General features: G+C 69.5%; 22 protein-coding genes. 13 read left to right on the forward strand and 9 right to left on the reverse strand.

All coding sequences use genetic code 11. The annotated features are described in order from the left end of the window. The first annotated feature begins 18 nt into the window (after positions 1 to 18). The 5 genes from ACFVDO_RS05750 (at position 19) to ACFVDO_RS05770 (ending at position 5,238) form a co-directional block, all read left to right on the forward strand. The gene (locus ACFVDO_RS05750; RefSeq protein ID WP_378856985.1) at positions 19 to 1,041 is read left to right on the forward strand and encodes an endonuclease/exonuclease/phosphatase family protein; all 1,023 of its coding nucleotides are present in this window, start codon (positions 19 to 21) and stop codon (positions 1,039 to 1,041) included. Positions 1,042 to 1,104: 63 nt separating this feature from the next. Further along, positions 1,105 to 2,607: a S8 family serine peptidase gene (locus tag ACFVDO_RS05755; RefSeq protein WP_378856987.1), complete on the forward strand. Its 1,503-nt coding sequence runs from the start codon at positions 1,105 to 1,107 to the stop codon at positions 2,605 to 2,607. Between the two features lie 83 nt (positions 2,608 to 2,690). Beyond that, entirely contained in the window at positions 2,691 to 4,115 is a 1,425-nt protein-coding gene (locus ACFVDO_RS05760) for an aminopeptidase P family protein (protein ID WP_378856989.1), read from the forward strand. Next, entirely contained in the window at positions 4,115 to 4,333 is a 219-nt protein-coding gene (locus tag ACFVDO_RS05765; RefSeq protein WP_378856991.1) for a hypothetical protein, read from the forward strand. The genes ACFVDO_RS05760 and ACFVDO_RS05765 overlap by 1 nt, the downstream gene beginning before the upstream one ends. Then, a complete protein-coding gene (locus ACFVDO_RS05770; protein WP_378856993.1) occupies positions 4,330 to 5,238 on the forward strand; it encodes a phosphotransferase in 909 nt (302 codons plus the stop codon). Before ACFVDO_RS05765 ends, ACFVDO_RS05770 begins: the two co-directional genes overlap by 4 nt. Before the next feature lie 149 nt (positions 5,239 to 5,387). On the opposite strand, the gene ACFVDO_RS05775 is transcribed toward ACFVDO_RS05770, so the two are convergent. Next, the gene (locus tag ACFVDO_RS05775) at positions 5,388 to 6,098 is read right to left on the reverse strand and encodes an O-methyltransferase (protein WP_378856995.1); all 711 of its coding nucleotides are present in this window, start codon (positions 6,096 to 6,098) and stop codon (positions 5,388 to 5,390) included. A gap of 5 nt (positions 6,099 to 6,103) precedes the next feature. Beyond that, the gene (locus ACFVDO_RS05780) at positions 6,104 to 6,598 is read right to left on the reverse strand and encodes a VOC family protein (RefSeq protein WP_378856997.1); all 495 of its coding nucleotides are present in this window, start codon (positions 6,596 to 6,598) and stop codon (positions 6,104 to 6,106) included. A 49-nt stretch (positions 6,599 to 6,647) separates the two neighbouring features. On the opposite strand from ACFVDO_RS05780, the gene ACFVDO_RS05785 reads away from it, so the two are divergent. From ACFVDO_RS05785 to ACFVDO_RS05795, 3 genes are read left to right on the forward strand one after another with little or no spacing between them, the layout of a single operon-like run. After that, a complete protein-coding gene (locus tag ACFVDO_RS05785; protein WP_378856999.1) occupies positions 6,648 to 7,388 on the forward strand; it encodes a phosphotransferase enzyme family protein in 741 nt (246 codons plus the stop codon). A 47-nt stretch (positions 7,389 to 7,435) separates the two neighbouring features. Beyond that, positions 7,436 to 8,284 (forward strand): alpha/beta fold hydrolase, encoded by an 849-nt coding sequence (locus tag ACFVDO_RS05790; RefSeq protein ID WP_378857001.1) that lies wholly within the window; start codon positions 7,436 to 7,438, stop codon positions 8,282 to 8,284. Positions 8,285 to 8,339: 55 nt separating this feature from the next. Continuing rightward, positions 8,340 to 9,590 carry a DUF222 domain-containing protein gene (locus ACFVDO_RS05795; RefSeq protein ID WP_378857003.1) on the forward strand — a complete coding sequence of 417 codons (1,251 nt, stop codon included), beginning with the start codon at positions 8,340 to 8,342 and terminating at the stop codon, positions 9,588 to 9,590. Here ACFVDO_RS05795 and ACFVDO_RS05800 read toward each other — a convergent pair. Further along, positions 9,587 to 10,180: an HAD family hydrolase gene (locus ACFVDO_RS05800; RefSeq protein ID WP_378857005.1), complete on the reverse strand. Its 594-nt coding sequence runs from the start codon at positions 10,178 to 10,180 to the stop codon at positions 9,587 to 9,589. The genes ACFVDO_RS05795 and ACFVDO_RS05800 overlap by 4 nt on opposite strands. Positions 10,181 to 10,211: 31 nt before the next feature. Here ACFVDO_RS05800 and ACFVDO_RS05805 point away from each other — a divergent pair, with 31 nt between their 5' ends. Next, positions 10,212 to 11,207 carry a phosphotransferase gene (locus ACFVDO_RS05805; protein ID WP_378857007.1) on the forward strand — a complete coding sequence of 332 codons (996 nt, stop codon included), beginning with the start codon at positions 10,212 to 10,214 and terminating at the stop codon, positions 11,205 to 11,207. 5 nt (positions 11,208 to 11,212) lie between these two features. Here ACFVDO_RS05805 and ACFVDO_RS05810 read toward each other — a convergent pair whose 3' ends face one another. Genes ACFVDO_RS05810 through ACFVDO_RS05825 form a run of 4 tightly spaced genes read right to left on the reverse strand, consistent with a single transcriptional unit; the run spans position 11,213 to position 13,761 of the window. Then, positions 11,213 to 11,599: a VOC family protein gene (locus tag ACFVDO_RS05810; protein ID WP_378857072.1), complete on the reverse strand. Its 387-nt coding sequence runs from the start codon at positions 11,597 to 11,599 to the stop codon at positions 11,213 to 11,215. Positions 11,600 to 11,601: 2 nt separating this feature from the next. Further along, on the reverse strand, positions 11,602 to 12,339 hold the full coding sequence (locus tag ACFVDO_RS05815; RefSeq protein ID WP_378857009.1) for a metallophosphoesterase family protein: 738 nt from the start codon (positions 12,337 to 12,339) through the stop codon (positions 11,602 to 11,604). Between the two features lie 28 nt (positions 12,340 to 12,367). Beyond that, positions 12,368 to 13,027, reverse strand: coding sequence for an alpha/beta family hydrolase (locus ACFVDO_RS05820; protein ID WP_378857011.1), 660 nt, complete (start codon positions 13,025 to 13,027; stop codon positions 12,368 to 12,370). 5 nt (positions 13,028 to 13,032) lie between these two features. After that, positions 13,033 to 13,761, reverse strand: coding sequence for a general stress protein (locus tag ACFVDO_RS05825; protein ID WP_378857013.1), 729 nt, complete (start codon positions 13,759 to 13,761; stop codon positions 13,033 to 13,035). 103 nt (positions 13,762 to 13,864) lie between these two features. Here ACFVDO_RS05825 and ACFVDO_RS05830 point away from each other — a divergent pair, with 103 nt between their 5' ends. From ACFVDO_RS05830 to ACFVDO_RS05840, 3 genes are read left to right on the forward strand one after another with little or no spacing between them, the layout of a single operon-like run. Continuing rightward, positions 13,865 to 15,127, forward strand: coding sequence for a magnesium transporter MgtE N-terminal domain-containing protein (locus ACFVDO_RS05830; RefSeq protein ID WP_378857015.1), 1,263 nt, complete (start codon positions 13,865 to 13,867; stop codon positions 15,125 to 15,127). Then, positions 15,127 to 15,645: a DUF1003 domain-containing protein gene (locus tag ACFVDO_RS05835; RefSeq protein WP_378857017.1), complete on the forward strand. Its 519-nt coding sequence runs from the start codon at positions 15,127 to 15,129 to the stop codon at positions 15,643 to 15,645. The genes ACFVDO_RS05830 and ACFVDO_RS05835 overlap by 1 nt, the downstream gene beginning before the upstream one ends. Continuing rightward, positions 15,642 to 16,754 carry an Mrp/NBP35 family ATP-binding protein gene (locus tag ACFVDO_RS05840; protein ID WP_378857019.1) on the forward strand — a complete coding sequence of 371 codons (1,113 nt, stop codon included), beginning with the start codon at positions 15,642 to 15,644 and terminating at the stop codon, positions 16,752 to 16,754. The genes ACFVDO_RS05835 and ACFVDO_RS05840 overlap by 4 nt, the downstream gene beginning before the upstream one ends. A 52-nt stretch (positions 16,755 to 16,806) precedes the next feature. Here the strand turns inward: ACFVDO_RS05840 and ACFVDO_RS05845 are convergent, their stop codons facing one another. Next, positions 16,807 to 17,202 carry a twin-arginine translocase TatA/TatE family subunit gene (locus tag ACFVDO_RS05845; protein ID WP_378857021.1) on the reverse strand — a complete coding sequence of 132 codons (396 nt, stop codon included), beginning with the start codon at positions 17,200 to 17,202 and terminating at the stop codon, positions 16,807 to 16,809. An 86-nt stretch (positions 17,203 to 17,288) separates the two neighbouring features. Between ACFVDO_RS05845 and ACFVDO_RS05850 the strand changes: the two genes are divergently transcribed. Continuing rightward, positions 17,289 to 17,918 (forward strand): O-methyltransferase, encoded by a 630-nt coding sequence (locus tag ACFVDO_RS05850; protein WP_378857023.1) that lies wholly within the window; start codon positions 17,289 to 17,291, stop codon positions 17,916 to 17,918. A gap of 62 nt (positions 17,919 to 17,980) precedes the next feature. On the opposite strand, the gene ACFVDO_RS05855 is transcribed toward ACFVDO_RS05850, so the two are convergent. Next, positions 17,981 to 18,157 (reverse strand): DUF3117 domain-containing protein, encoded by a 177-nt coding sequence (locus ACFVDO_RS05855; protein ID WP_378857025.1) that lies wholly within the window; start codon positions 18,155 to 18,157, stop codon positions 17,981 to 17,983. Positions 18,158 to 18,215 lie beyond the last annotated feature (58 nt).

Consider the following 18,215-nt stretch of genomic DNA (forward strand, 5'->3'; position numbering starts at 1 on the left):
TCCCCTAGGCTCGAGGTGATGTTCCGACTTCTTGGTCTGCTGCTGACCGTGCTCTACGCGATCGCCGCGGCCGTCGTCGTCTGGCCGCAGTTCTTCAGGCTCGAGCAGACCTTCCCGTTCGCCCAGCTGGTGGCGGTGCGCGGTGTCCTGCTGATCGCGTTCGCAGTGATCGGCGTGCTCTCGCTGCTGCTCATGATCGCCCGGCCGCTGCGCGGCTTCGCGGCATCGCTGCTGGTGATCTCGATCGTCGCCGGCGGAGCGATCGGCGTCATCGGCGGCCTCCGCGGCGTCGCCGAGGGCTCGCTGCCCGCGAAGACCGAGGACAGCGTGCGCGTCATGACCTGGAACACCCGTGGCGAGGCGGCATCCGCCGACACGATCGCGCGCGAGGCCGTCGCGCAGAAGGCCGACATCGTCACCCTGCCCGAAACGGCCGACGGCGTCGGCGAGCGGATCGCCGTGCTGATGCGCGAGAGCGGCCGTCCGATGTGGGTGCACAACGTCAACATCCGCCCCGACGTGAAGAACGGCCCGCAGGCCTGGCAGACCACGGTGCTGATCTCGCCGAAGCTCGGCGACTACTCCGTGATCAAGTCATCCAGCGACGGCTCGAGCAACACGAAATCCGTGCCCAGCGTCGTGGCGATGCCCGTCGACGGGCACGGGCCGACCGTGGTCGCGGTGCACGCCGTCGCACCGCGCCAGGATGCGATGGAACGCTGGCGCACCGATCTGCAGTGGATCGCCGACCAGTGCCCGAAGGGCGACTTCATCCTCGCGGGCGACTTCAACGCGACGATCGACCACATGGCCAGGCTCGGCGTCGCCGGCGGTGACATGGGCAGATGCCAGGACGTCGCCACTCGAACCGGGACCGGCATGTGGGGCACCTGGCCGAGCAGCATCCCCGCCCTGCTGTCGGCGCCCATCGACCACATCATGGCGAGCGCGAACTGGACGCCCACCGGTTCCCTCGTGATCGACGATGCCGCGGGATCGGATCACCGCGCGTTTGTGGCGCAGCTGGAGCCCACACGCTAGAAAGGCAGGGAGGGCCACCAGCCCTCCCGGCAGAAGCCGGTCTTCCAATGATGAAAGGCCGTCATGACTCCCCATTCCCGACGCCGGACGATGCGCACCATCGTCGGCACCGCCGCAGCCCTCGGACTCGTCCTCGCGGGCGGGCTCAGTGCCACCGCCGGCACGTCCGAGACCTCGACGCCCGTTCCGGTGATTCCGCCGGACGGCACCGTGATGAGCTACGTGGTCAACACCGCACAGGCGAACCCCGGTCAGACCCGCAAGGCCGAGAAGGCCGTCACCGACGCGGGCGGCGTCATCGTGCAGAGCTGGCCGCAGATCGGCGTGATCGTCGCCCAGTCCGACCGCGCGGCCTTCCGCGACAGCGTCAGGGTCACCGGCAAGAACGTCATCACCTCGGTCGGTGCCACCCGCACCGCCGAGGTCAAGGACAAGGTCACCGGCCCCGGCGTGCCGTGGGGCCCCGGATCGTCGGGATGGAACCAGGGCAAGAACAAGCCCGTCAACGGTGACGAGCCCTCCGCTCCGATTCCCGGTTCGGGCTCCGAGCAGTACACGTCGCTGCAGTGGGACATGAAGATGATCCACTCCGATGAGGCGAACCTGGTCACCGACGGCAGCCGCAACGTGCTCGTCGGGGTTCTCGACTCGGGCATCGATCCCACGCATCCCGATCTGAAGGCGAACATCGACGTCGCCGACTCGGTCAACTGCACGGCCGGAGGCCGCCCCGACCAGTCCGAGGGCGGCTGGTACCCGACCACCTCTTCGCACGGCACGCACGTCGCGGGGACCATCGCCGCTGCGCGCAACGGGATCGGCATCGTCGGTGTCGCGCCGAACGTGCGCGTCGCCTCGGTGAAGGTCGTCAACGACGACGGATTCATCTACCCCGAGTACGCGATCTGCGGCTTCATGTGGGCCGGGCAGCGCGGGATGGATGTCACGAACAACAGCTACTACATCGACCCGTTCGAGTTCTGGTGCGGCGACCAGCCCGACCAGGCCGCTGTCAAGGAAGCAGTCACGCGAGCCGTCAAGTGGTCCGAGGACAAGGGCGTCGTCAGCGCCGCCGCGGCCGGCAACTCGGGTCTCGACCTCACGACCAACACGGTCGACGAGGGCAGCCCCAACGATGCGCCCGCGCCCGTGACGCGCACGATCAACGAGGGCTGCCTGGACATCCCCGCGCAGCTTCCCGGCGTCGTGACGGTCTCGTCGCTCACCGAGACGGGCCAGCTGTCGTACTTCTCCAACCGCGGCCTCGGTCAGATCGACGTCGCTGCTCCCGGCTCGCGGATCGCATCGACGGTTCCCGGCGGCGGCTGGGCGTACATGAGCGGTACGTCGATGGCCTCGCCGCACGTCGCCGGCGTGCTCGCGCTCATGAAGTCCGCGCACCCCGAACTGACGCCGGCCCAGATGGTGCAGAAGCTGCGTTCCGACGCGACGTCTACGGCGTGCTCGGCGCCGCAGTACGACGAAGGCGCCGCCTGCGTCGGCACCACCGCGCAGAACAGCTACTACGGCACGGGCATCGTCAACGCGCTGAAGGCCGTGCAGTGATCTGACTGCCGCGCTGCGCAGGACCCGGGTGGGACTCAGCTCCGCCCGGGTCCTGTGCTGTCAGGGGTGAGAGGATGGAAGGCATGAGCACCCCCGCAGACGGCGACACGATCGCTGAGACCTCCGACGCAGACGTCGTCGAGGAGAAGACCAACCGGCGTCAGCCGTTCCCCCAGGGCTTCCTGGACACCATCTCGACCGGCTGGGCCGAGCGCACCGAGTCGCTGCCCGCAGCCCGGGCGCAGGCGCCCTACGCCGCCGCGCGTCGCGACGCCGTCTCGAAGGCCTTCCCCGGCCAGCGCCTGGTGGTGCCCGCAGGCGCCCTCAAGCAGCGCAGCAACGACACCGACTACCCGTTCCGTGCACACTCCGCGTTCGCGCACCTGACCGGATGGGCCGCCGACTCGGAGCCGGACTCGCTGCTGGTCTTCGAGCCGACCGCCGACGGCCACGACGTGACGCTGTACTTCCGCGAGCGCGCCGACCGCACGACCGCGGAGTTCTACTCGGACGCCACGATCGGCGAGTTCTGGATCGGACCGCGACCGTCGCTGGCCGGCGTCGCCGCCGACCTGGGCGTCGCCACCGCCCACCTGGACGACTTCACCGCAGGATCTGCCGATCTGGTCGTCGACGAGGACGCCGCGCTGACGCAGTTCGTCTCAGAGCTGCGCCTGCTCAAGGACGAGTACGAGATCGCCGAGATGAAGCATGCGGTCGCCGTCACGGCATCCGGCTTCGACGACGTCATCCGCGACCTGCCCCGCGCGATCGAGCACCCGCGCGGAGAGCGCATCGTCGAGGGCGTCTTCCACCAGCGCGCTCGCAGCGACGGCAACTGGGAGGGCTACGACACGATCGCCGCGTCCGGCCCGCACGCCTGCTACCTGCACTGGACCCGCAACGACGGCGCCGTCCTGCCCGGCGACCTGATCCTCATCGACGCGGGTGTCGAGGCCGACAGCCTCTACACCGCCGACATCACCCGCACCCTTCCGGTGTCGGGCACGTTCACCGAGGTGCAGCGGCGCGTCTACGAGACCGTGCGCGAAGCCGCGGATGCCGCATTCACCGCGGCCCGCCCCGGGGTGAAGTTCCGCGCTGTGCACGAGGCCGCGATGAAGGTCATCGCAGAGCGCACCGCCGAGTGGGGCGTGCTGCCGGTGAGCGCCGAGGAGGCTCTCGACGCCGACAAGGGCGGCCAGCAGCGGCGCTACATGGTCCATGGCACCTCGCACCACCTCGGCCTCGACGTGCATGACTGCGCGCAGGCCCGCCGCGAGATGTACTACGACGGCGAGCTGCAGGCCGGCATGGTGTTCACGATCGAGCCCGGGCTGTACTTCCAGATCGACGATGTGACCGTGCCGGAGGAGCTCCGCGGCATCGGCGTGCGCATCGAGGACGACATCCTGATGACCGAGGACGGCCCGGTCAACCTGTCCGCCGACATCCCGCGCACGGCCGACGAGGTCGAGGCGTGGATGGTGCGGGCACAGGCGTCGTGATGGCCGGTCTCACCGGCTGGCACATGCTGTTCATCATGCCCTTCGTGTGGGCCATCGTCGCCGCCGTCATCGGGCTGGTGATCTACTTCGCCGTGCGCTTCGCCGTGCTGCACGCGATGAAGGCGCACACCCGTTGGATGGATGCCGGAAAGCCGACATCGGCGCAGGCGGCGCCGTACCCGCCGGCGGCTCCGCCGCAGGCTCCGGGCGCCCCTTGACGGGCGAGACGCTCATGCACGACGGCCAGCTGGTCTTGGAGGACCGGCTGGCCGTCGCGCTGATCTCGGATGCTGTTGCCGAGTCTGCGGAGATGCCGGTGCGCCGGCTGCCCTCACCGGGGACGGTGAACGCGCTGTTCCGCATCGGCGACAGCCTCGTCGCGCGCCTCCCGTTGATGCCGACTCCGCTCTCGGAGGTGCGCGAAGAGGCCGAGCGGATGGCGGAGTTCGCCGAGGTCAGCCCCGTGCCCGCGCCGAGTCCGGTGCGGGTGGTCGATGCCTGCGCGGAGTACGCGTCGGCGTGGATGGTCGTCTCCTGGGTGGACGGCGCGACGGCGGAGGGACTCTCGGATGCCCGGCATCCGCTGCTCGCGGGCGACCTCGCGGGCCTCGTCGTCGCGCTGCGAGCCGCGCCGTTGCGCGGCCGGTCGTTCGACGGGCACGGCCGTGGCGGAGAGCTGAGCGACCACGACGAGTGGGTCGAGGAGTGCCTCGCCCGCAGCGGTCATCTGTTCGACGCGGATGCTGCGCGGCGACTCTGGGCGGAGCTGCGGACCATCCCGCATCCGGGTGTCGAGGTGATGTCGCACCGCGACCTGACTCCGCCGAATCTGCTCCTGTCACCGGAGGGGCGTCTGAGCGGCGCGCTCGACACCGGCTCGTTCGGACCGGTCGACCCCGCGCTGGATCTCGTCGCCGCCTGGCACCTTCTCGGTGCCGACGACCGTGCGGTGATGCGGGCGGGCATCGGCTCGGATGACGCGGAGTGGCGGCGCGGAGCTGCCTGGGCCCTGCAGCAGGCGGCCGGACTGGGCTGGTACTACGAGCAGTCGAACCCGGCGATGGCGCGGCTGGGCCTGCGCACGATGGGACGACTACTGGCTGCGGACGAACTGCGCGGCTGACGAGCATGAGCCGCCTTCACGTGCGGCGCGTGAGTTCCCGGTGAGGCCCGGGCGAGACCCGGTTGGCGGCATGAGACCCATGTGCAGAGCTTGGGCCTCGTGCGGAACCCGCGGTCTCGCGAGGAACTCGCCGACGCAGGGTCGCATGCTCAGCGTCGGCGCACGACGATCATGCCGTCCCAGCCCTTCACGCCGACGGTCTGCAGCGCAGTGGCATCCAGCTCGGGGTTCTCGGCGATGTCGCGCACGACCTGGCGGACGCCGAGCACGCGCGGATCGTCGCTGTCGGGTTCGATGACGGCACCGTCTCGGACGACGTTGTCGATCACGATCAGCGCGCCGGGGCTGGTCAGCGCCAGTGCGGCGGCGAGGTACCGCGGGTTGCTGGGCTTGTCGGCGTCGATGAACACGAGGTCGAAGGGTTCAGCGCGTTCGGCGATGAGGCGATCGGCGGATTCTCCGGCCGGGCCGACGAGCGTCGCAATGCGATCGGAGACTCCCGCGCGATCGAAGTTCTGCTGCGCGACATCCGCGTTCTGCTGTTCGAGTTCGAGGGTCACAACGCGGCCTTCGGCGCCGACGGCCCGCGCGAACCAGATCGTGGAGTAGCCGGCGAGGGTGCCGAACTCCAGCACGCGGCGAGCGCCCACGAGCTGCGCGAGCATGCCGAGCAGAGCCCCCTGGTTGGCGGCGACCTCGGCATTGGGCATGGTCGTCTGCGCGCCGGAGTCGCGGGCTGCGACGAGTGCCTCGTCCTCGTGCACGAGTTCGCCGGCGAAGTACTCGTCGACGGCATGCCACTCCGCCGGGGCGGCGTAGCGGTTGATCGGGGTCTCGGGTGCGTCTGCTGCTTCAGGCATCCATCTCATCCTGACACGCGCAGGTGCTCGTCCAGCGTGCGGAAGACGACGTCGGAACCCCCTTCCCACACAGGGAGCGGGTCGGGCTGGCCCGGTGTGGGCTGGTACAGCCACCACAGGTTCTGCCACGGATCCTCGAGACGCGCCAGCGTGATCTCACCGTAGAACGGCGTCGGCGGCGTGATCACCCGTCCGCCGCGCTGCTCCGCGCGGGACATGACGCCATCGAGGTCGGCGATCCAGATCTGCAGCAGCCCGGGTCTGAGCGGCCACCCCGGCTGCGGGTCGCTCAGCAGGACCAGCGAGTCGCCGAGCGCGATCTCGGCATGGATGAGCGCCCCGCTCGGCGTCGGAGTGCGGACCTCGCGATTCTCCGCGGCGCCGAACACCTGCTCCGCGAAGCGGATGAAGTCTGCAGCGCCGTCGAGGATCAGGAAAGGGTTGACCGTGCGCCCGCGACCGGTGATGTCTTCGCCCTGCAGTGCGATCTTCGTGTCCATCCGCTCAGGGTGCTCCGGGCCACCGACATCGCTCGCCTACGCTGTTGCCGTGGACATCGAGCATCCGCTGATCGGCGGTAACGCGACCGCGTCCGTCGTGCGTGTCGGCACCACGGTGCGGAAGCCGTGGACGGCGAAGACGGCGCTCGTGCGGGACTTCGTCGAGCACGTCCGGGCGCGGGGCGTCGATGCGCCCGCGCCTCTCGGCAGGGATGACCGGGGGCGGCAGATTCTGGAGTTCGTGCCGGGAGCGGAACCGGGAGTGCTCGATGCCGACGGCCTCCGCCGGGTCGGCAGGATGATCCGCGGCATCCACGACGCTGCCGCGTCGTTCGCGTTCCGCGAGACGGATGCCTGGGACGTGCTGCTTCCCGCACTGGACGAGCCGGAACTGATCTGTCATGGGGATCTGGCCCCGTGGAATCTGATCGTCGGCGAACGCTGGGTCTTCATCGACTGGGACGGCGCCGGCCCGAGCACGCGCCTGTGGGACCTTGCGTACTCGGCGTCGGCATTCGCTCTGAACGATCCCCTCCCGGATCCGGACGAGACGGGCCTGCGCCTGGCCGCGTTCGTCGACGGATACGACGCCGACGCTCGGTTGCGCGCACTTCTCCCCGCCATGTTGGCGACACGCACACGGGCCATGCTCCGGATGCTGCATCGGGCGCACGACCGCGGCGAGGAGCCCTGGGGCTCGACGTACGTCGAGGGTCACGGTGCGCACTGGCGCACGGTGACGGAGTATCTGCGCCGGCACGAAGGCCTGTGGCGGGACGCTCTGCTCTGAACCTCGACACCGCGCTGCACGAGCGAGCCCCCGATAGGCTCGGCACCGTGACGCCCGACGAACCCGATCGATTCGTGGAGACCGCAGACGGTCGCCTGCTGCACACGATGAGACTGGGTGCGGGCGACGACCTAGTGGTGCTCGAAGCCGGACTCGGAATCAGCGGACAGTACTGGGGGCCGGTGCAGGAGCGCATCGCGCGATCGGTGCGAGTCATCGCGTACGAGCGCGCCGGCTACGGCACCAGCACGCCGAGTACAACCCACCGCGACCTCGCCGGTCTGACTGCCGATCTCCGGTCGGTCATCGAGACCGAGCCGCACCGGCGGCTGGTGCTCGTCGGACACAGCTGGGGAGGCCCGATCGTGCGGATGCTGGCCGCGCAGCTCTCCGCCGCCGGCGCACCGCCCACAGGCGTCGTGCTCGTGGACCAGAGCGACGAGCACGCTGCCGAACTCTACGTCTCGCCGGTCATGCGCTGGATGTCGGCGGCCCAGGGAATGCTGATGCCGCCGCTGGCGCAGGTTCGGATGCTCGCTCCGCTGATGCGGTGGACGCTCAACGGCCTGCCTGAGCCGTGGCGTGCTGCGGCTGCCGAGGCGTCCTCCTCCGTCGCCGCCGCGCGCGCTGCGGCGGCCGAGCTGAGTCACGTCGCTGACGACATCCAGCGCCTGCTCAATGCACCGGAGGACCTGAGCGGGATCCCTGTAACCGTCCTCTCCGGCAGACGCAGCTCGGTCGCAGACCGGCGGATGCGTACGCGGCTCATCGGGGCGCACCAGGAGACGGCGCACTCGCTCAGTGCGAGGCACGTCGTGGCCGCTCGGTCAGGACATCTGATCCCCGTCTCCCAGCCGGATCTCGTCGCAGCGGAGGCCCTCGCGCTGCTACCGTGACCGATCCGCCGCGAGCATATCTCGCAATGTCGGTGGCCATGTTCATACTTGAGTTATGAACGGATTTTCGCAGGTCGATGTCGAGCAGCGGCACGTGCTCGGCGACATTGTGGAGTCCGTGCGCGAGATCGAACGGACGATCGCGGAGATACAGGCGGCTCGGGATGGGATGCTCGCTCTGGCCGCCCAGTTCTGCGCGGCCACCATCGAGGAGAGCGACGGCCTGGACACGGGTGAGCTGACGCTGCGGGCGGTGGCGGCCGAGCTGGGGGCAGCGCAGCACGTGTCCGATCGGACGGTGCAGCGGCGGATGACGGAGGCGCACTGGCTGGTGACCCGGTTCCCGCTGGTGTGGCAGGCGCAGGGTGCGGGGCGGATCAGCGCCGCGCACACCCGGGTAATAGTCGATGCCGCCGAGCACTTGGAACACCCAGACGCCCGGGACGCGTACTCAGAACGCGTGCTGGCGTTCGCGGTGGCGGAGTCCCCGAACCGGCTGCGGGGCATCGCCGCGCGGCTTGCGGAACAGCACCAGCCCCGCTCGATCGAGGAGCGGCATCAGGACGCGTGTGAGAAGCGCGGCGCCTGGATGGTGGATCAGCCCGACGGGATGGGGGATCTGGTGCTGCACGGCTCCGCCGTGCTGGTGCACGGCATGCACGACCGGGTCACGCAGATGGGCAAGAAACTCCGTGCCGCCGGCGATCAGCGCACCCTGGCCCAACTGCGGTTCGACCTCCTTGCCGAGCTGATCCTGACCGGCACTCCCACCGGGCACGACGACGACCTGCTGAACGAGATCCACGCCGAGGTTTCCGTGACCGTCCCGGTCACCACCCTGATGGGAAAAGACGGGTCGCCACCGGCGGAGCTGGACGGGACCTGCCCGATCGACCCCACCACCGCGCGTGCCCTGGCGGGCGCTGCGACCGGGTGGGACAGGGTGCTCACGCATCCGATCACCGGCGGACTGCTTGCCGTGGACCGATACCGGCCCTCCAAACGGATGCGCCGGCACCTGAAGGCGCGTGATGTGCGGTGCCGGTTCACCACCTGCGGACACGCCGCCCGCCACTGCGACCTCGACCACACGCACGACGCCGCCCTCGGCGGTGCGACCGACGTCGACAACCTCGGCACCTTCTGCCGCAGGCACCACGTCCTCAAACACCACTCGCCCTGGCACGTGAAACAGGTCGGCGCCGGAAAGCTGGAATGGACCAGCCCCAGCGGCCGGGTCTACATCGACCAACCACCACCCCAGAACACCGTGGTGTTCAAAGCGGACAGAGCGGCGCCGTTCTAGACGACGGTCACGCCATTCTCACGCAGTGCGTCGCGGAGGCCCGCAGCGTCTTCGAAGCAGTGCCCCCGCATGCCCGCTTCGATCGCGGCCGCCACGTTCCGCGAAGAATCGTCAGTGAAGAAGATCTCCTCCGGATCGCATCCGAGCACGTCGACGACGCGGGCGTACACCTCCGGATCCGGCTTGGCGACACCGATCTCAGCCGAGTTGAAGATCGGGTCGAACAACGCGGGCAGGCCCAGCGCCTCGACTTCAGCAGGGATGCCGTCTGTGCCGTTGGTCAGAATCGCCGTGCGGATGCCTGATCGCGTGAGCCCTGCCGCGAGCGCGAGCACGTCGTCGTCGAGCCGAGCGCGCTGCGCACCCCATTCCTCGGCAGCGTCCGGTGCACCAAGCGACGCTCCGATCCCGGTTATCCAGTCGGCCCGTCGCAGGCGTCCGACCGTCAGCTGTTCGGCCGCGGCGCCAGCGAAGGCGACCTTCATCATCCGCCCCGGCGCGATCCCATGACGCCTTTCGATGTCGATCGTCACCGCGGGATCGAAATGACGGATCACACCGTCGAGGTCGAAGAGCACGGTACTGATCATGACTCAATCATGCCTGCGGCACGCATTACAGGTGACACCCGCGGAGAGAGATCCGCGTCGACGATTCGTTGTCGCCGCGCTCCAGGCCTCTCTTTCCGCTCATGGGGATACGCTCAGCCTTATGACAGATGGGAGCTCAGTTGCGGCCATGACTCCTGCCGCGCTGCGCTGGATCGACAGCATCGTCCCCGGCATCACTCCGATCATCGAACCCGTCGCCGGCGGCTTCGGCGCTGGAATCCGCGGACGACTCGGTCACGTCGGCTACCGCGCTTTCCTGAAGGCGACACCGGCAGACCGCACCTCCGCAGCCGACGACCGCGTCGAAGGGGCGGTACTCAGTGCTCTTCCTGCAGCGGCGGGAGCACCGACGCTGCTCGGCACGACCGAGATCGACGGCTGGACGTTCACGCTGACGGAGTTCGTTGACGGCACCATGCCGGAAGAGCCCTGGCTTGACGACGACCTCCGCCGCGCTCTCGCACATGTTACGACAATGCATTCCGCGTTCGACGCGATCGACCCGCCACCCGTACCGACCGTGGCCGCTCGGATGCAGGGGCGCGCGAGCTTCTGGTCGCGTGCCGTGGCCGGTGAACCCATGCCGCTGAGCACATGGGAGCGAAGGCATCTCGACCGGCTGGTCGGCTGTGAGACGGCCTTCCCCTCGCTCGTGAGCGAGCGACATCTGCTGCATTTCGACCTGCGGCACGACAACTTTCTGTTCGAAGGTCACCAGGTGCACGTTCTGGACTGGGGCCGAGCGTGCCTCGGTCCGGCGTGGGTCGACATCGTGTGCCTGCTGCTCGAGTCTGAAGTCGAAGCGCCATCGCTCGAGAGTGTTTTCGCGGCCGCCACCGCGCACCTCGCGCCGGATCGCGCACAGGTCGATGCGTTCCTCGCCACCCTTGCGAGTTACTGGCGCGACACGGCTCGTACGGAAGTGCTAGCACCGCCGGGAATGCACGAACGACGGCTGCGCTCGCTCGCCGCGACCGAGGCCTGGCTCGGCGAACGCTGGGGCTGAGCGACTCAGTCCCCCGCGACGACCTCGATCTTGAACCCTGCCGCGTTCTCCAGCCACCCGGCGTAGTGATCCGCACCGCCCGCATGCGGATACCGTTCCATATACAGCGGATGCCAGCCGTGGCCCGCGGCATCGGCCATCAGCGCGTCCACCGCTTCGCGCGAGCCGCCATGGAATGCCAGATGGTTCACGCCGGCGCGACGCCGATCGTGCTCGGCGGCCGTCAGGTTCGGCGAGGTCGTCAGCGTGAGGTACGCGCCGCCGGCAGCCCAGGACGCGCCCTCCGGCCATTCATGCGTGAGCACGAAGCCGAGCCGCCCCAGCACCCATGTCCAGGTCTCCGACTCGGCTGCATCTGCGACCCACAGCTCGACGTGATGGAACCCGGCCACGCTCACTGAGCCCCGCGATACTTGGCCGTGCGCAACTCGACAGTCCAGACGTCGCGTTCCGGCATCCGCAGTTCCTCGGCGACCGCGATCTCGGCCTCGACGTCATAGGGCACGCGCACGAACTGGATGCCGAAGGGCTCAGCCTCCTCGGCATCCAGCACGCCTTCGAGGATGACGTACGACGGCGTCGGCTCATCGAGCGGGTTGCCGACGCTGCCCACGTTGAACAGCGTCCGTCCCTCGGACGACTCGATGTACGCGTCGTGGATGTCGGCGTAGCCGACGACGTCCGGAGCCGGCCCCGCACCGGTCATCTCGGTGTTGTCGAACATCGCGGCGAACTGCTCGGGAGTGTGGTGGAAGTGCACTCGCACGTGCGGGCTCTCGGCGGAGGCGTGGAACATCCGGATGTGGCGCCCGCTCATCAGCAGGTCGTGGCTGAGCGGCAGTTGCTTCAGCCAGGCGCGACTTTCGGCGGACAGCTCGTCGCGCCACCACATCAGTCCCTCCGAGGCGTCGTCGTCGGCGATGCCTGGCAGGAAGTCGTCCCAGTTGCCGCGCACGTTCACTGCGCACGCCTCACGGCAGCGCCGCACCGCTTCCTCGCCGCGCGGCCCCTTCCCCGCCGTGTCGCCGAGGTTGATCACGTGGTCGATCCCGCGGGCACTGATGTCGGTGAGCACCGCGTCGAGGGCGCCGAGGTTGCCGTGCACGTCGGAGATGAGGGCGATGCGATCCACCCGTCCATCGTGTCACGGCCCGATCCCGTCACCGAACGGTCGTCAGGAACTCCGTCACGAGCGGCACGAGCGCCGCGCCGATCTCGGATGCCGGCCGCTTGCGCCCCTTCACCTCGAAGGAGTGCCCTCCCCCATCGACCCACTCGATGCGGGCATCCTGACACGAGGCGACCGCCTCTTCGAACTGAGCATGCGGCTGGATGAACGGGTCGTTGGTGCCCGACACGAACAGCTGCGGCTGCGCGATCGCCGGCAGGTGCTCGACGCGCGGCTTCTCCGGTCTACCCGGCGGATGCAGCGGGTACCCGAGGTACACCAGCGCGTCGACGCCGAGCCCCTCGGCGACGGCCATCGACGCCATCCGCCCGCCGTACGATCGCCCGGAGGCGAAGACCCGCGCCTCCGGAACCCGCTCACGCACCCAGGCCACGACGCCGCGCCAGGTGGTGATCGACTGCGCCGCAGGCCCCGGCATGCGACGGCCGGCATCCACGTACGGGAAGTTGAACCGCAGCGTCGAGAAGCCTTCGGCGCGCAGCGCCTCGGCGAAGCCGATCAGGAACGGATGATCCATGCCCGTGCCGGCACCGTGCGCGAGCACCATGACGTCACCGCCGTCCACGGACTCCCACGCGGCGGAGACCGCCCCCGCAGGCAGGTCGACGGGGATCCGCAGCGGATCAGCCATCGCTGTCAGCGCGCCTCATCGCCGGTCGGCTCATCGGATGCCGGCTGCGCAGCCTCCTCCGGAGCATCCACCGGCGCGGACTCGGGAGCGTCATCCACGCGTTCGCCGTACGCCGGCGGCAGCGGCGGCGCGGCGGGCCGCGGAGGAATCGCCATCTCCGGCGCACCTGTGGCGACCGCACCGCTCTGCTCCGGGGCATCCGGATCGATACGCTCGCCGTACTTCGGCGGCTCGTCGAGGTTCACGACGGGTCGTGTCGGCTCGGGGCGCTCCGCCGTGCCGACCACCTGACGGGCCTTCGCCAGCGACGCCGGCTGAACGCGCACCTCGTAATGATCGGCCGCGAGCTGCGTGACGCTCGCGAAGTCGCGGCGGCGCCGTACGATCGCGAACGAGATCAGGCTCATGATCATGCCGAGCGCCACGCCGATGAACACGAAGCCCAGGAACAGCGTGATCGGTGCGTTCGGGTTGCCGAACAGCATGATCGCCGAGAGGAAGAGTCCGATCAGCACGCCGTTGATCGCCCCTGATCGCGCTGCCATCGCGTAGCCGAGCCGTCCCGTGACCCGCTCGATGGTGCGGACGCCCATGCCGACGATCGCGATGTCGCGAGCGGGCACCTCACCGGCGATGAGCTTCGAGACCGTCTTCTGGGCGCTCTCGTAGTCGCGCACCGATGAGACGATCTCTCCCACGTCGGCGCCGTTCGACGGTCGGTTCAGCATGCTCATGCGGTCATTGTCGCATGTACCCCTCGGGGGCGCCCCTGCCCCGCCGATGCTTCCGCTGAACGCGGAACCCTGTCCCGTGCGAGTACCGCACTACTCTGGATCCGTGAGCACACAACGGGTATTCGTCGCGCGCCTGGCCGGCTGCGCCGTCTTCGACCCCGTGGGCGACCGGCTCGGCAAGGTCCGGGATGTCGTCATCGTCTACCGAAGTTCCGCCGCGCCCCGCGTGATCGGCCTGGTCGTGGAGATCCCCGGCCGCCGCCAGGTGTTCCTGTCGATCGGCCGCGTCACATCGATCCGCGCCGGGCAGGTCATCTCCACAGGGCTCATCAACGTGCGCCGGTTCCAGCCGCGCCCCGGTGAGGTGCGGGTGCTCGCCGAGTACCTCGGCAGGCAGGTCGTGTTCGCCGACGGCAGCGGGACGGCCGTGGTGGAGGATGTCGCGATCGAACAGGACAGGCACGGCGAGTGGGCGATCGCGCAGCTGTTCCTGCGCAAGCCCAAGACCAGCGCCTCCCCGTTCGCCAAGGGGCCCACGACGTTCGCAGGCTGGACCGAGGTCAGGGAGCAGCGCACGCCCGGTGAGGCGCAGTCCGCCGAGCAGCTGGTCGCCAGTTACTCCGAGCTGCACGCCGCAGACCTCGCCACCACCCTGCTCGACCTGCCGCAGCAGCGCATGCTCGAGGTCGCGGAGGAGCTGCCGGACGAGCGCCTCGCGGATGCGCTGGAGGAGATGCCCGAGGACGACCAGATGGGTATCCTCGATCGCCTCGGCGACGAGCGCGCCGCAGACGTGCTCGACGAGATGGAGCCGGACGACGCCGCCGACCTGCTCGCTCAGCTCCCTCCGGAGCGCCTCGAGCAGCTGCTCGGTCTGATGGAGCCCGAGGAGGCCGAGGACGTGCGCATGCTGCTGCGCTACGGCCCAGACACCGCCGGTGGTCTGATGACGCCGGAGCCGATCATCCTCTCCGCCGACGCGACCGTGGCCGAGGCGCTCGCCCTGATCCGCCGGCACGAGCTGCATCCGGCTCTCGCCGCGGCCGTGTTCGTCACGCTGCCGCCTTATGAGACCCCGACCGGCCGCCTGCTCGGCCTGGTGCACTTCCAGCGGATGCTGCGGTACCCGCCGCACGAGCGCCTAGGTGCGATCGTCGACGACAGCCTCGAACCCGTGCCAGCGACGGCATCCGCCGCCGAGGTGGCGCGCATGCTGGCCAGCTACGACCTGGTGTCGCTGCCGGTCGTCGACACCGCGCACCGTCTCGTCGGCGCGGTCAGCGTCGACGACGTGCTCGACTATCTGCTGCCCGACGACTGGCGCACCCATGACGCCGACGAGACCCAGGCCGGAGGTGCCCGATGATGGCTCGCGCACCGCGCCTCGACAAGCCGCTGGACCGGGGCGTCGCCGCCCGGCCCTCCGCATCGTCGCGTGACCGGTTCGGCCGGTTCACCGAGTGGGTGGCGCGCGCGATGGGCACGCCGACCTTCCTGCTGATCCTGACGCTGTTCTGCGCCGCCTGGATCGCGTGGAACACGATGATGCCCGAGAACCTGCGCTTCGACGACGCCGCGCTCGGCTTCACCGCGCTGACCCTGATGCTCTCGCTGCAGGCGTCGTATGCCGCCCCGCTCATCCTGCTCGCGCAGAACCGGCAGGACGACCGTGACCGCGTGCAGATCGAGCAGGACCGCCAGCGCGCCGAGCGCAACATGGCCGACACCGAGTACCTCGCCCGCGAGGTGGTGGCGCTGCGGATCGCGCTCGAGGAGCGCAGCGCGCAGACGGTGACCCGCGACGTGCTCCGCCAGGAGCTGAAGGCGCTGCTGGCCGAGCTCGAGAGCCCGACCGAGCACGGCGACCAGGGGCGCGCACGATGACCTCGGCCGACGACGTCCGGAGGGCCGTCGCCGCGGTCACCGATCCTGAGCTGCGCCGGCCGATCGGCGACCTCGACATGGTGCGTGAGATCGCGGTCGACGGCACGACCGCACAGGTGTCGATCGTGCTCACGATCGTCGGATGCCCGGCGGCGCAGCGCATCGAGAGGGATGTCCGGGATGCCGCGGCATCCGTGTCCGGCATCGACGACGTGACCGTCGACGTCGGCGTGATGACGCCTGCGGAACGGCGAGCGCTCACCGAGAAGCTGCGCGACGGCCGGCCCGCCCGGCAGATGCCCTTCGGCCCCGAATCGCTCACCCGCGTCATCCTCGTCTCCAGCGGCAAGGGCGGGGTGGGCAAGTCCACCGTCACCGCGAACCTCGCCGTCGCGCTGGCCGGCCGCGGGCTCCGGGTCGGCCTGATCGACGCCGACGTGCACGGCTTCTCGATCCCAGGGCTGCTCGGCATCGAGCCCGGCATCCAGCCGACTCGCATCGACGACCTCATGCTGCCTCCGGTCGCGCACGACGTGAAGACGATCTCGATCGGCATGTTCCTGCGCGAGGGCGAGCAGGTGGTCGCCTGGCGCGGACCGATGCTGCATCGCACGGTGCAGCAGTTCCTCACTGACGTGTTCTTCGGCGACCTGGACGTTCTGCTGGTGGACATGCCTCCCGGAACCGGTGACATCGCGATCTCGATCGGGCAGATCCTGCCGCACGCTGAAGTGCTCGTCGTCACCACGCCGCAGCCGGCGGCCGCGGAGGTCGCGATCCGCAGCGGCCTCGTCGCGCGGCGCACCGGTCAGAAGGTGATCGGCGTCGTCGAGAACATGGCCGCGCTCGCCCTGCCCGACGGCACGACGCTCGACCTGTTCGGTGCGGGCGGCGGTGCCGAGGTCGCGGAGGCGCTCGAGGTGCCGCTGCTGGCGTCGATCCCGCTCAGCCCCGCGCTGCGCGTGGGAGGAGACGCCGGGATGCCGGTCGTGCTGTCCGACCCTGACGACTCGTCCGCCCGGGCGATCATCGCGCTCGCAGAGGGCGTCGCAGGCCAGGGCCGCAGACTCGCGGGCCGATCACTGCCGTTCGCGCCGTCCGGTCGCTGAGCGCCCTTCGACTCGTCGCTGCGCTCGTCGCTCAGGATCCGCGGACGAGATCTCAGGTGGCCTCGTCGTCGAAGGGCGGCGGGGTCTTGCTGTCGAAGTGCGCGCGCGTGAGCGTGGATGCGGAGGCGGTCGCAGCCGTGGCAGTGGCGGCAACGGCAGTGGCAGCCGCCGCAGCGGGCGCGGCCGGCGTCGGCTCATCGAGCAGCGCCTCGCGGATGATGCGTCGCGGGTCGTACTGACGCGGGTCGAGCTTGCGCCAGTCGATGTCGTCGATCTCCGGGCCCATCTCATCACGCATCTTGCCCTTGGTGTCGCGGATGTACTCACCCGCCTGCCGCACGAACTTGGCGAACTTCTCCGCGAGAGCGGGCAGCCGCTCAGGGCCGACGATGAGCACAGCGACCACGCCGATCAGCAGCAGCTTCTCGAAGGTGAGCCCGAAATCCATCTCACCAGGCTACCCGCCGCGCCTGACGTTTCGATCCGGAATCGACGCATATTCTGGGGGAATCCCCCGCCGATCTGGAGACAGCCATGAGCGACAACGATGCGAACGCCCGATTCGTCCGCGAGACCGTCGTCGAACCCACCCCAATCACCCGTGCCCGTGCACACGCTGTCGAACTCGGAGCCACCCCGCTGAGCCCCGTGATCGGCGCCCAGTGCGCCGTGCTCGCGGCATCCGTCTCCGCGAAGTCGATCATCGAGGTCGGCACCGGCGCCGGAGTCTCCGGCCTGTGGCTGCTGCGCGGCGCCCCGCAGGCGGTGCTGACCACCATCGACAACGAACCCGAGCACCTCGGCGCCGCCCGGCAGTCCTTCGCCGACGCGAAGATCCCCGCTGCCAGGGCGCGCTTCATCACCGGGCGCGCATCCGACGTGCTGCCGCGCATGAACGAGGGGTCCTACGACATCGTGCTCATCGACGCCGACCCCGAGAACGTGATCGAGTACGTCGAGCACGGGCTCCGTCTGGTGCGCCCGGGCGGCCTCGTGCTCGTGCCGCGCGTGCTCGCCGGCGGACGCGCCGCCGACCCGGTTCAGCGCGATGCCGTCACGACGGCCTATCGCTCGTTGCTGCAGGAGACGCAGGAATCGCCCGCGGTTCTCGCCGCGATCAACCCGGCGGGCGAGGGCCTGCTGCAGCTGTCAAGGATCTCGTAGCGGTACCGCAGACGCAGAAGAGGGGCGACGGATCAGTCCGTCGCCCCTCTTCACGTGTCAGGTCAGGCTGCGGCGCCCACGACGGCACCGAGCACGTCGTGGAGCTCCTTCGCTTCAGCGTCGTTGACGGAGACGACCAGGCGGCCCCCGCCCTCGAGCGGAACCCGCACGATGATGAGGCGACCCTCCTTCACGGCCTCCATCGGCCCGTCGCCTGTCCTCGGCTTCATCGCTGCCATCGTGGCTTCCTTTCCTCGGTGGTATAAGACAAGTCTATCGATCACTCTCAGGGTTCGA

Source organism: Microbacterium sp. NPDC057741, assembly GCF_042798735.1.
Classification (GTDB): domain Bacteria; phylum Actinomycetota; class Actinomycetes; order Actinomycetales; family Microbacteriaceae; genus Microbacterium.